Raw genomic sequence first — 13,119 nt, 5'->3', positions numbered from 1 at the left:
CATGGCGAGTGGCGCTCATCGGGATTCTGAATTCAACCCTAAATACGTCGGATCAGGCTGGTCAACGCCGTCCGGCACCGGCACCGGCAAGTTCGTGGCCGCACTTCCGTACGGTGCGGTCCACCCCTGGGACTTCGGTGGTTCGGTGCGGTTCGGTCTCCGTTACACCCCAGGTCAGTACCTACTGGGCGCTTGCTGGGGCGCGCGCGGGCCGGACCGACCGCACCACCGAAGCGGGGGTCGGTACCGACCGCACCATGCGTGGGCGACCGAAGGTCCGGACTCGGCAGAGTCATTGCCGGGGATTCACTCCGACGCCTTTCATCAAGGTGACCAGTTCCCGACGGCCGGAAATGCCGAGTTTACGGTAGGAATTGGTCAGATGTTTTTCCACGACGCGGGAACCGACGCCGAGCTCCACGGCGATTTCCTGGTTGGTCAGACCGCCGCTCGCCAGGGCCGCCACCCTTGATTCGGTGGGGGTGAGCGCCACGTCCGGCCGTGTCGCGGCGGCCCGCGCCGGTGCCGCCGCCGCGATCAGGTCCGTGCGCCAGGGCACTCCGCATCCGGCGGCCAGCCCGGACGCCTCTCCCAGCAGGGCCTTGGCCTCGGCCCCTTCTCCGAGGGACATGCTCAACGCGCGCAGGGCGCGGGCGAGTTCCAGCTCGTGGCCGGATCCCCGCAGTGTCTCCACCGCGTCGCGCAGCAGGGCGGTGCCTTCGCTGTCGCAGCGCAGTGCGCCTCTCAGTCGTTGTGCGCGCCCGAGCGCGACCGGCGCACCCCACAGCAGCGCCTGTTTGTACTCCTCCTCGGCGAGCGCCCGGGCCGAGCGGGTGTCACCCAGTCGGCCGAGCAGCCCGATCGCCCGGGGCCGCCAGGGGAAGAGGACGGGATTGCGCCAGCCGGAAGCCTCCAACCGCCGGCCGCAGTCCAGCACCGTGTCCAGGGCACGGGCCGTCTCACCGCGCTGGTCCTCGGCCGAGGCTTCCAGGAGCCGCAGCATCGTGGTGGTACCGAGCCCGAGTGGCCGGCTCGCCAGGGTACGGGCCCGCACCCGCTCACTGAGCGCGTGGTCCCGCATCTCCAGGGCGACGGCGGCCAGCACCGCCCCGGCGACGGCTTCGACCTCCTGCCGACCGGTCCCGGCAGGGCCGAAGACACGCTCGGCCTGCTCCCTGGCGTGCGCGAGTCGTCCACGCCCGAGACACGACAACGCGTGTCCCGTCGCGACCAGCGGGTCGGCGGTTCCGACGCCGCGAAGAGCGGGTGTCTCCTCCGTGCCCAGCCACGAGTCGATTTCGTCGGCCGCGTCCGCGGCGACGAGAGCCGACAGCACGAGGGGCAGCGCGCTGTGGCCTTCGGAAGTCCTCGCCGGTTCGCGTTCCAGGATGCGGGTGGCCTGCCGTGTCACCTGTGACGCCGGCAGGCTGCCGCTGAGCGAGACGGCGTGGAGCAGTACGGCGAGCCACTCGCGCTCGGCGGCCGAGCACACCGGCGGCGCCTGTGGTTCGTCTCGCAGCAGCCTTACGGCGACGGCGAGTTCGGACGGGTCTTCCCGTCCGCTGTGGCTCAGCCGTGCCCCCAGGCGCAGTGCCAGGTCACGCGGTGTTCCGCTCAGCTCGGAGTGGGGGCCGAGATCGTCGGCGGCGCGTCGCAGGATGTCGAGGGCACCGGCGCTGGTCCTGCCGAGGAAGCCGGGTGAGACGCGCAACGCAGCGGCTGCCCGGTCGCGGGCGGTGTCCAGGAGCGACATGGCCTGGGCGATGTGGCGTTCGGACGCGGCGGCGTCGAAGTGACGCTCGGCGGTGGCCAGGTGGATCAGCAGCCCGGCGCGTTCCTCGCCCTGTTCCTCGCTGTCCAGGAGGGCCCGTCTGAGATAGCGGGCCGCCGTGTCGGGGGCGCCCCGGTGCAGCGCGCTGTCGGCGGCGGCGCGCAGGACGGCGGCGGACCAGCCGGCGCCGGACGCGGCCACCGCCATGAGCTGCGCGGCGACCTGCTCGGCGGGGTGCCCGCCGTCGTAGAGCAGGGCGGCCGCGGCCTCGTGCCAGTGCTGCCGCTCTGCGAGGATCAGACAGGCCTCGGCCGCGTCCTGCACGACCGGGTGGACGAAGCGGGGCTCGTCCGCCTCGGCCAGAAGGCCCAGTTGGCGCAGTGCGCGCACCGCCGTCGCGTAGCCGACCGTGTCGAGGCCGGCCAGCCGGGTGACGAGTTCGGGCGTGCCCTGCTCACCCAGTGTGGCGATGCCGGCGACGAGATCGCGTACCGGCTGTGGCTGGGTGCGCAGACAGCCCGTGAGGCGTTCCCTGAGATTCGAGGGGCGCAGGGACCTGGCGGTGTCCGCCTGATCGGCGGTGGGGCGATGGCCCCCGGCCACCATGGCGAGGACGACGGACATCAGGAACACCGGGTTGCCGCCCGAGGTCTCGTGGCAGGCGCGGACGAACTCCTCGTCGCCCGGCACCCCGAACTGTTCCCGGACGATCCGGGCGGTGGCCGCCCGCGACAGCGGTGCGAGGCGCAACGTGCCTGTCGCCGCCTCCACGACCTCGCGCACCAGAGGATCGCGGGACCTCGGCTCGCCCTCCCGCAGGGCACACACGACGACCGCCCGAAGGCCGTGCAGCCGTCTCGCCAGGTACGCCAGCCAGCGCAGCGACCAGTCGTCCGCCCACTGCAGATCGTCGACGAGGATCAGCAGCGGCCGCTCCGCGCCCAGCTGCTCCGCCAGCGCCCTGAGATCGTGCAGGACGGCGTCGGGAGCAGCGCTCACGTCGGCCTCCGCGGGCGGGGCGGTGTCGTAGCCGAGCGCCTGCCGCGCCGCGGGTGTCCGGTGCAGCAGGCGCTCGCGGGCCTGCTCCGGCCTGCCGGGTGCCAGGCTGTCGAAGAGCTGCCGTACGACGCCGAAGGCGAAGTCCTGTTCCATGGGCGCCGCGTGGGCACGTAGCACGTACACGTCCTGCTCCGGGAAGCACGTGGGGAGTTCCCGCAGCCAGGCCGAGCGTCCTATGCCGAGCGGTCCCGCCGTCAGTAAGAGGGAGGATCGGCCGCCGGAAACGGCGCGCAGCGCCTCCCGGACCCGCTCGGTCTCGGTTTCTCGTTCGATCAACATACGTTCCGCGCTCCTTCCCTCGCACGGACGAGCGCCCGCAGTTCCTGCCGGCCGCTGATGCGAAGCTTGGTGTAGGCGCTGCTCAGCCGCAGTTCGACGGTGCGCCTGGAGACCGACAGCAATTCGGCGATGTGGCTGTTGCTGTGGCCGTGTGCGGCGAGCAACGCGGTACGTGCCTCTCGCGGCGACAGTTCGGCCCATGCCGGGGAGGGGGCGTCGGCCGGCCGTGGCTGTGGCTCCGTCCGCTGTGCGAGTCGCGCCAGCAGCCGCGTTCGGGCGGCCATGGGGCTGTGCGGATGGGTGGAGGTGAGCACCGACAGCTCGTCGAGGGCCGCGGTGGCCGTGATCCGGCTCCCGTTCTTCGCCCTCTCGGCGGCGGCGAGTTCGGCAAGTGCCCTCAGGTAGCCGGGGCTTGCCGGGCCGCTCCTGAGCAGGTGGACCGCGCGGCGGGCCCTGCTCAGCCGGTCCTGCCCGGCGTCCGGCCCGGCGTTGAGTTCTGCCCACCCGATGGCGCCGGCCGCCCCCCAGCCGCGGGCGAGCCTGAGCTCGTCACGGCTCAGCCGCTCCGCCTCGGTCCGTCCGCCGGTCATGCGCAGAAGGCGGGCCGCGAACGAACGCCAGGGAATGAGCGCCGGGTTGGGCTCGTGGCGGTTCAGCAGCTGCCGGCCGCATTCCTTCAGAAGGCCGACCGCCATCCGCAGGTCGCCTTCGGAGGCATGGACGAGACCCCGCGCGAAGAGCAGATGGGGCCAGTAGCCGCTGTCCCGGGCGGGTCGGGTCTCCGGCTCCGGGGCGAGCGGGAGAGCGTCGCGGTGATGGCCGCTCTCCAGATCCACGAGCAGCCGGACGGCTCGGAGATGAGGCATCGACAGCGGGTGCCGGGCGACCCGGTACGCGGCCGTCTCGGCAGCGGCGACGTCCCGTTGGGCGGCGGCGAGACGGCCGCAGCGCAGACGCAGCTCGGCGCGCGCCGTGAGGACGTGGGGTACCGCCACGCCCAGGTCGTGCAGGTGGAGCTCGGCGAGCAGTGAGGTGAGCCCGGCCTCCGCCTCCTCGTAGTCCTCGGTGAGGCAGAGGGCTCTGCAGGCGGAAAGACGCGGCAGGATCAGGGCTCGACGCGCCGGTGCGGCGAGGGCGGCACGGGCGAGCTGTCTGGCGACGGGAAGGTTCACCCCGCGCACCGCGAGCTGCCAGGCGCGCTGCCCGGCCTGGGCGGGCGAGGCCGGGGGGTCGGGCAGGGCAGGCACCTCGGGCACCATCAGTTCCGCGCGCTCGGGTGCGGCCTGATCGGCCGCCCAGAACAGGGCGATCAGGTCGTCCCGCTCCGGGCCGGGGGTCGTGGGCAGGGCCTCGGCGGCGGCCTGGCGCAGGACGTCCGAGCCGCCGTCGGTGAGGGCCAGGTCGAGCGCTCGTACCCGCAGGTCGGGGGCGGTGTCGCGGGACCGGACGAGTTCGGCGAGCCGCCGGCGGCCCGCCTCCGGGAGGGTGACGAGTTCGGTGGCGGCGAGGTCGAAGGTGAGCTGCGCCCGCTCCGTCGGATCGGTCGCTTCCCGCAAGGCCCGGGCCAGGCAGGCGGTGGAGCGGGTGTGGTCGCCCTCCCGCCCGGCGGTCCGGCCGGCGCGTTTCAGCGCGTGCACGGCCCAGGCGGTCCCGACGGGCCGGGCCCCGAGCAGCAGTCGGGCCACGGCCCGGTCGTCGGCGGCGGCGCGATGGGCGAGTTCGGCGGCGCGGGCGTGCAGGTCCGCCCGCGCCGAATGGCTCATCCCCTCCAGGAGACGGGTGCGGACCCGCCGGTCCAGGCGCGGTCCGGTGGGAGTCGTGGAGACGAAGCCGGTGGCTGCCACGGCGGCGCGCACCCGGGCCTCGCCCAGGTGCCGCAGGCCGGCCAGCACGCAGACCAGGGGGAACTCCAGTACCTCGCCGCAGACGGCCAGGGCGTGCAGCAGGCTGACGGTCTCCTCGGGCAGGCCGCGCAGTCCCCGGTCGACGTGGTCGTCCAGGACGGCCGCGCCGATCGCCCTGAGTTCCGGCACCCGCTTCGCGTCCGGCGGGTGTCCCTGCCGGGCGAAGTGGCACAGCATGTCGTGGAGCACGGCGGGGTTCCCCGCGGTGGCGCGGTGGGCGGCGACGAGGAACTCTTCTGCACCGGGCGCACCGCAGGCATCCAGCACCGCGTCCGCGACGTGGGCCGCGGTCAGTGGGCCCAGCGCGAGTTCGCGTACGCCGACGGGGCCCGGGGAGGAGACGACGACTTCGCGCCAGTCCGGCCCGCTGACCGTGGCGGCGCTGCCGGCGGCGAGCAGGACCACGGGGGCCGAGGAGGCACGTCGGGCGAGGAGGTGCAGCCAGCGGAGTGACTCGGCGTCGAGCCAGTGTGCGTCCTCGACGGCGAGCAGAGTCGGCTGCTGCCGGCAGGTGTGCAGCAGCTCGGCCGGTGCGGGCGGGCAGTTGTGGCCGGTCGGGAGCGGGGAACCCTCGGCGAGGTCTGCGCGCAGGCCGGGCATGGAGGCCAGGAGCTGGGCCACCACGCCGTACCGCAGCCCGGATTCGGCCGGTGTCGCCCGGGCGCTCAGCACCCGCAGTCCCCGCGCCGAGGCGTTGTGGGAGGACCAGCGGGCCAGGGCGTCCTGCCCGAAGCCCGTGGCACCGGTCACGGTGACGACGGCGGACCGTCGCGCGCTCAGACCGGTGAGCACCGAGGCCAGCACGGCCTGTTCGCGTGCGTGACGGGGCGGGACGGACACGGATGGGGAGGTGTGCGGGTGGTCGGCATGGAGGGGACGGGGGAATGCCGAAAGGGACATGGAGATACCGGATCTTCAGGTCGTCGAAGTCGGAAGGGGGGTGGCGCGGGTGCCGCGCGGCTCAGCTCGCCCGGGCCGCCGGGCCGGGTTCCTCGGCCAGGCGCGGTGCGAGCGTTCCGGGCGTGCGCAGGACCGTGCCGAGCTGTTCCCGCCCCTTCACGCCCAGCTTTCGGTAGACGCTGGTCAGGTGGGTCTCCACGGTGCGCAGCGTGACGCACAGCTGCTGTGCGATCCTGCGGTTGCTCGCGCCCAGCAGTACCAGGCCGACGACCTTGCGCTCGGCCCCGGTGAGCAGGTCGGCGCGTGACCCGGTGATCACGCCCATGCGTCCCCCGGCCGCTATCAGCCTGCGGCGCGCGGCGCGCGCGAGCGGCAGCGCGCCGCAGCAGCCGGCGAGGTCGGCGGCCGCACGCAGGTGCCGGCGGGCCGCACGCTCATCGCCGTGGTGCAGCAGGGCCCGGCCCAGCTCGTACTCGGCCCGGGCGTGGTCGGCCCGGGCGGGTGAGCGTCCGAGGTACGCGGCCGCCTCGGCGAGCAGGTCGGTCCGCGCCGCCGGTGAGGCGAGGACACCGCGGGCGAGGGCGGCGATGCCGAGGGCGCGGGGAGTGCCCCACCGGCGTGCCGCCTCGGTGCCGAACTCGGCGTATTCGCGCGCCTCGTCGGGGCGGTGCAGGGCGGCCAGGACATGGCAGGCGTCGGCCCACCAGGGTGCGAGGACCGGGTTGACCACGCCCGCCTCCTCCTGGGCTCGGCCGCCGGCGCGCAGCAGCCCGAGCGCCGCCTCGCCGTCACCGAGGGCCCGGCGTGCACGGGCGCGGGCCATCAGGTACAGGTGCTGCTCCAGCACCGGGGTCGTCGGCCCGGAAGAGGCCGTCTCGGCGAGCAGGTCCTCGGCGTACGCGGCCTCGCCGCGCGCGGTGAGCGCGGCCGCCAGGATCAGCCGGGGCAGCACGAGGCGCCCGTCGCTCCCCGGCTCGCCGGCCGCGTCGAGGGCGGCCCGGGCGGTGACAACGCTGTCGTCCAGCGCCCCGGTGCCGTACAGGACGATGGCGCGAGCGGTCTGCGCGAAGGTCCCGGGCCGGCCGGTCGCGGCCTCCTCGGGACGTTGTCCGGGGTCCAGCGCACGCAGCGCCTCGTCGGTCTCGTCGGCGAGGGCGAGGGTGGTGACCGAGGCGAGCAGCGGCCATCCGTCGCAGGACGGGGTGGTCAGGGCCTGGCGGGCGTAACGCACGGCCGGTTCCGGGGTGCCGCCGTACAGGGCGGCCACGAGCGCGCCGAGCGCGTCGGGGTGCGGCTGTGCGGTCCGCGGGTGCCCGGGGACGCTCGCGAGCTGTTTCAGGACGGCGGCCGCGGCCGTCCTGCCGGCGGGGCCGGTGAGGAGCAGGACGGACTCCAGCGCGGTGCGCAGCCGGCGTTCGTCCGGGCCGGGTGCGGCGCCCTGGGCACCGAGTGCTCCCAGGGCGGCGGCGGCTTCCTGCCGGGCGGCTGCCGGCTGTTGCGCGGCGAGGCAGGCCGTCGCGTAGGGAACGGCGACACCGGCCCGGGTGCGTACGTCGGCCGCGCGCTCCAGGGTGCCACGGAGCACCGCGACGGCCGCGCCGGGATCCGTGCGGGCCAGCAGGTCGCCGAGCCGCAGCCGTACCGCGTCGTCGTCGGGCTCCGCCTCGAGCACCTGGTGCAGATAGCGCGCCGCCGCCACGGGCGCACCGCGGTCCGTCGCCTCCGTGGCGGCGTCGCGCAGGATGCCGGACATCCACGGTTCGGGGGTTCCCGGCACGTCCATGAGATGTCGGGCCGCCTCCCGCGCGGGGCGGCCCGCGTCGCTGAGGAGCAGCGCGGCCCGCTTGCGAAGGTGTGTCAGGGCCTCGGCGCCGAGCGGCGCGAGAACGGCGGTCCGTACGGCGTCGTGGACCGGTTCCGTGCGGCCGGGGGCCAGGGCTCCGGCCTCGCGCAGCAGGGCGACGGCTTCCCGGGCGAGCGGGGTGGAGACTCCGGCGAGCGCAGCGACGTGCTCCGGAAAGGCTCCGTCGAGCACGGCGATCGAGGTGGCCACGGCACGCATCCAGGCCGGCTTCCGTTCGAGCAACTCCCGTACGGAGGAGGCGATCATCGACGTGCCGAGGTCCAGGGCGCGACGTCCGCCGTCGGCGTCGGGTCGGGTGCCTTCGCTGCGCAGTGCGTGCAGCAGCCGCGCGGCCCTGCCCGGGACGCGGCCGCAGACGTCCGCGACCCGCTCGGCGAAGGACGGGTCGACCGGGCCGCCGTAGACGTGCCGGGCCAGCTCGCCGATCGCGTCCGCGGCCGGCGGCCCGAGGACCAGGCTCGTGCACTCGGGATGGGCGGTGAGGTACGGCCAGACACCGTTGTCCGCGGGTTCTCCCTCGCCGCGGCGGGCGAGAACCACCAGCAGCGGCAGTCCGTCGGCGCGGCGCAGCAGGAACTCGATCCAGCGCAGCGAGTGTTCGTCGCACAGATGGGCGTCGTCCAGGACGAGCGCGAGCGGACGGTGCGTCACCAGGTCCACGGTCAGGCGGTGGAGTGCCTGGAACACCCGGTAGGAGGCTGAACCGGCGACGAACGGACTGCCGTCCGGCGGTACCGGGCCGAGTGCGGTCATGGCGTGCCGTGCGATCCCCCGCAGCAGCGGATGGGCGGCCGCTCCCCCGTCGGCCGTCCCCAGCGCGCCGTACAGTGCGCGCACGCCGGAGTAGGGCGGCGCGGTCGGCTTATTCTCGGCGCATTTTCCGCGCAGTACGGTCATTCCGTTGGCGCCCGGACCAAGGGAAAACGCTTCCAGGAGACTGCTTTTACCCATTCCGGTGGGCCCCGACACCACCACAATGCCGGCTCTCCCCGCGCAAGCGGCCCGCGCCCGGGCGGAGAGCGTCGAGATCTCGCCCGTGCGACCGAACGTCGCATGGCCGGTTGAATCGGGCGCCGATTGGCTGAAAACCACGTTCCCCCCGCTGTCCGCAAAGATGCCGGCCCCCGTCGAAGCTCCTTGCAGTAAGCCCCAAACCCGTTTGAACCAGGCCAGGTTACCTGATCGAGATGTGGCCGACTATAAGGGAGTCATTAAGAAGCCACGGCCAAGAACACTTGAACATCGAGTATGGTTGCGCTTTGAATAGTTGATGGCCGTACATGATCTGGAGTCGCCCCTGGGGTGCGCGACTCTAAGGAAATCCCGGCCGCGCCCGTGAGACCACAGGGGGTGTGCAGCCAACCAGCCACCCGGCCATGCCCCAAGGAGTCCGATGAGCGCCCCGCAGCGGCCGATCCTGTTCGTGAGCCTCCCGGAAAGCGGTCTGCTCAACCCGTTGCTCGTGCTGGTGGGCGAGTTGTCCCGGCGGGGTGTGCCCGACCTGTGGTTCGCCACGGACGAGCCGCGGCGCGCGGACGTCGAGCGGCAAGGGCACGGCAGCGCGGTCGAGTTCGCCTCGCTGGGCGAGGTCTTCTCCGAGCTGTCCGCGGTCAGCTGGAGCGACGAGGTCTACCGGGAGGTCACCCAGACCTCACGCTTCCGGGCGCACCGCGCCGTCGTCCGGCAGTCGTACCGTCCGGATCTGCAGGCGGAGAAGTTCCGCCGTCTGGAATCAGTCGTGGACAAAGTCGAGCCGGCGCTCATGGTCATCGACTGCGTCGCGGGATTCGCGGTGGACCTGGCGGTCCAGCGGAACATTCCCTTCGTACTCAGCGTTCCCTTCCTGCCCAGTAACGTGCTGACATCACTCAACCCCTTCGGCCCCTCCGGAACTCCGCGCAATTTCCCGGTGCCGCACTCGGGCCTGCCTTTCGAGATGACCTTGGCGCAAAAGCTGCGTAACGAGCTTTTCAAGTGGCGCACACTGGCGATGTTCTTCAATCCGGTGATGGGCAAGGTGCTTTCCGAGGACGCGCGCCTGCGCAAGGAGCTCGGCCTCTCGAAGCCCAGCCCCATGACCAGGATCGACCGGGCCGAGATGATCCTCTGCAATTCGGTCGCGGAACTGGACTACCCGTTCCCGGTGCCGGAGAAGATGAAACTGGTCGGCGCGATGGTGCCACCGCTGCCGGAATCCGGACAGGTCGACGACGACGACGGGCTCGTGGACTGGCTCGACGCCCAGTCCTCCGTCGTCTACATGGGCTTCGGCACCATCACCCGGCTGACCCGGGACCAGGTCGCGGCCCTGGTCGAGGTCGCCCGGCGACTGGACGGCCGGCACCAGTTCCTGTGGAAGCTCCCCCAGGAGCAGCAGCATCTGCTGCCGGCCCGGGAATCGCTCCCCGGCAACCTGCGGGTCGAGAGCTGGGTGCCCTCCCAGCTCGACGTGCTCGCCCATCCGAACGTCCGTGTGTTCTTCACCCACGGCGGCGGCAACGGCTTCCACGAGGGCATCTACTTCGGCAAGCCGCTGGTGGTGCGCCCCTTGTGGGTGGACTGCTACGACCAGGCCGTACGCGGCCGGGACCACGGCATCAGCCTGACCCTCGACCGGCCTCGCGACATGGATCCGGACGATGTCGTCGACAAGCTCACCCGAGTCCTCGGGAACCCGTCGTTCCGTGAACGCGCCGAACGCGTCGGCGCGTTGCAGCGTGCGGCGGGCGGCCGGACCACTGCCGCCGATCTCCTGCTCGGACTTCCCGCCCTGGCATGACGAGCCCCGCACCCGAACAGAACGAGGATCGGATGTCGTACAAGTACCCCGTCTCCCGACCCACGCTTGGCGGACGGGAGCTCGAATATGTCACCGAAACAGTCCGGGACGAGTGGATTTCCTCCCAGGGCCCGTTTGTCAAACGATTTGAACGGTCGTTCGCCGACTACAATGGAATCTCGCACGGCGTGGCCTGCTCTTCGGGGACGGCGGCGCTCACCCTCGCACTGCGCGCCCTGGACATCGGTCCCGGTGACGAGGTCATCGTTCCGGAATTCACCATGATCGCCTCCGCCTGGGCGGTCACCTACACCGGCGCGACACCGGTCTTCGTCGATTGCGCGGACGATCTCAACATCGACGTCAGCAAGATCGAGGAGAAGATCACGCCCCGGACGAAGGCCGTGATGCCCGTCCATGTCTACGGCAGGCGCTGCGACATGGACGCGGTGATGGATCTCGCGCACCAGTACAACCTGCGCGTGGTGGAGGACTCGGCCGAGGCGCACGGGATCCGCCCGGTCGGTGACATCGCCTGCTACTCCCTGTACGCCAACAAGATCATCACGTCGGGTGAGGGCGGTATCTGTCTCACCGACGACAGCCGGCTCGCCGACCAACTGGCCCATCTGCGGGCGATGGCGTTCACCAAGGACCACAGCTTCCTGCACCGGAAGCTGGCCTACAACTTCCGGATGACCTCCATGCAGGCGGCCGTCGCGCTCGCCCAGGTGGAGCGCATCGACGACATCCTCGCCAGGCGCCGCGAGATAGAGAGCCGCTACGACCAGGGCCTCAAGGACGTGCGAGGCATCACTCTGATGCCGCCTCGCGACGTGGTGTGGATGTACGACATCCGGGCCGAGCGCCGGGAGGAGCTGCGGGCGTACCTGAAGACCGAGGGCGTCGAGACCCGGCTGTTCTTCAAGCCCATGAGCAGGCAGCCCGGTTACCACGACCCCGTCTGGCCCTACCTCAACGCCACCCGGTTCAGCACGGACGGCCTCTACCTGCCGACGTACGTCGGGCTGACCGCCGCCGACCAGGAATACGTGACCGCGAAGATCCGCACCTTCTACGGCGCGGCCTGACCGCCCCCGGCTTCGGCCCGGAGGAAGTGATGAGCATGACGAACGCCGAGACCGGCACCGAACCGAGAGTGGTGGACTTCCCGCTGCGGGTGCCCGGCGAACCGTTCCCCCCGCCCCGGTACGAGGACTACCGCCGGCACCCGGGACTGGTCCTGACCCACCTCCCCAACGGGAACAAGGTGTGGCTGGTGACGCGGCACGAGGAGGTCCGGGCCGTCCTCACCAACAAGAAGATCAGCTCCAACCCCTCCCACGAGGGCTTTCCCCACATCAGCGACACGATCGGCGTGCCCCGCCCGGAGCAGATTCCCGGCTGGTTCGTCGGACTGGACTCCCCGGAGCACGACCGCTTCCGCAAGGCGCTGATCCCCGAGTTCACCGTACGGCGGGTGCGTACGATGCGGCCGGCGATCGAGCAGACCGTCGACAAGCGCATCGACGCCCTGCTCGCCGCGGGAAACTCGGCGGACCTCGTGGCCGACTTCGCGCTGCCGATACCCTCCCTGGTGATCTCCTCGCTGCTCGGAGTGCCGCCCGTCGACCGCGACTTCTTCGAGTCCCGCACCCGCACCCTGGTGGCCATCCGCACCTCCACCGAGCAGCAACGGGACACGGCCGCCAAGGAACTCCTCCGGTACATCAACCGGCTGATCGCCATCAAGCAGGACTGGCCCGGCGACGACCTGGTCAGCCGGCTGCTGGCGACCGGCAGCATCAGCGCCCAGGAGCTGACCGGCGTACTGATGCTGCTGCTCATCGCGGGACACGAGACCACCGCCAACAACATCGCCCTCGGTGTGGTGACCCTGCTGCTGCATCCGGAGTGGATCGGCGACGAGCGCGCGGTCGAGGAGACCCTGCGCTTCCACTCGGTGGCCGATCTGGTGTCCCTGCGCGTCGCCCTGGGGGACGTCGAGATCGCCGGACAGCTCATCAGGGCGGGCGAGGGCATCATCCCGCTGGTCGCCGCGGCCAACCACGACCCCGAGGCGTTCGGCTGCCCGCACGCCTTCGACCCGGCGCGCACCGAGCGCCACCACGTCGCGTTCGGCTACGGCGTGCACCAGTGCCTCGGCCAGAACCTCGTCCGGACCGAGATGGAGATCGCCTACCGCAGGCTCTTCGAGCGCATCCCGTCGCTCGAACTCGCGGTGCCCGTCGCGGAACTGCCACTGAAGTACGACGGCGTGCTGTGCGGACTGCACGCGCTGCCCGTGCGCTGGTGACCCCCAGGAAAAGAGAGCCCATGCGTATCACCGTGGACATCGACCGCTGCGTCGGAGCGGGGCAGTGCGTGCTGTCAGCTCCCGAGGTGTTCGACCAGGACACCGACGGTCTGGTCACCCTTCTCACCTCCCGGCCCGAACCGCCGGACCACGACGCCGTCCTGCGGGCCGGCGACCTGTGCCCGGCACACACCATCACCGTCTACGAGGACTGAAGCCCTCGCTCCCCTCGCCCCGAAAGGACCG

7 protein-coding genes are annotated in these 13,119 nt (G+C 72.0%); 4 read left to right on the top strand and 3 right to left on the bottom strand.

All coding sequences use genetic code 11. The features are described from left to right. Window positions 1-292: 292 nt before the first annotated feature. The 3 genes from FB157_RS38500 to FB157_RS38490 form a co-directional block, all read right to left on the bottom strand. Window positions 293-3,109 (bottom strand): AAA family ATPase, encoded by a 2,817-nt coding sequence (locus tag FB157_RS38500; protein ID WP_145885379.1) that lies wholly within the window; start codon window positions 3,107-3,109, stop codon window positions 293-295. Beyond that, on the bottom strand, window positions 3,103-5,853 hold the full coding sequence (locus tag FB157_RS38495; RefSeq protein ID WP_145885378.1) for a LuxR C-terminal-related transcriptional regulator: 2,751 nt from the start codon (window positions 5,851-5,853) through the stop codon (window positions 3,103-3,105). The genes FB157_RS38500 and FB157_RS38495 overlap by 7 nt, the downstream gene beginning before the upstream one ends. A gap of 121 nt (window positions 5,854-5,974) precedes the next feature. After that, window positions 5,975-8,869: a LuxR family transcriptional regulator gene (locus FB157_RS38490; protein WP_186581880.1), complete on the bottom strand. Its 2,895-nt coding sequence runs from the start codon at window positions 8,867-8,869 to the stop codon at window positions 5,975-5,977. 301 nt (window positions 8,870-9,170) lie between these two features. On the opposite strand from FB157_RS38490, the gene FB157_RS38485 reads away from it, so the two are divergent. From FB157_RS38485 to FB157_RS38470, 4 genes are read left to right on the top strand one after another with little or no spacing between them, the layout of a single operon-like run. Beyond that, on the top strand, window positions 9,171-10,556 hold the full coding sequence (locus FB157_RS38485) for a glycosyltransferase (protein ID WP_145885376.1): 1,386 nt from the start codon (window positions 9,171-9,173) through the stop codon (window positions 10,554-10,556). A 32-nt stretch (window positions 10,557-10,588) separates the two neighbouring features. Then, on the top strand, window positions 10,589-11,647 hold the full coding sequence (locus FB157_RS38480; RefSeq protein ID WP_145885375.1) for a DegT/DnrJ/EryC1/StrS aminotransferase family protein: 1,059 nt from the start codon (window positions 10,589-10,591) through the stop codon (window positions 11,645-11,647). A 35-nt stretch (window positions 11,648-11,682) separates the two neighbouring features. Then, a complete protein-coding gene (locus FB157_RS38475; protein ID WP_145885374.1) occupies window positions 11,683-12,873 on the top strand; it encodes a cytochrome P450 in 1,191 nt (396 codons plus the stop codon). A gap of 20 nt (window positions 12,874-12,893) precedes the next feature. Beyond that, window positions 12,894-13,088 carry a ferredoxin gene (locus FB157_RS38470; RefSeq protein ID WP_145885373.1) on the top strand — a complete coding sequence of 65 codons (195 nt, stop codon included), beginning with the start codon at window positions 12,894-12,896 and terminating at the stop codon, window positions 13,086-13,088. The last annotated feature ends 31 nt before the right edge of the window (window positions 13,089-13,119 follow it).

Origin of the sequence: Streptomyces sp. BK340, from assembly GCF_007827595.1 — a bacterium.
In the GTDB taxonomy this organism is placed as follows: domain Bacteria; phylum Actinomycetota; class Actinomycetes; order Streptomycetales; family Streptomycetaceae; genus Streptomyces.
The sequence above is the reverse complement of the archived record's forward strand: the minus strand, read 5'-3'. Positions and strand labels throughout refer to the sequence as shown.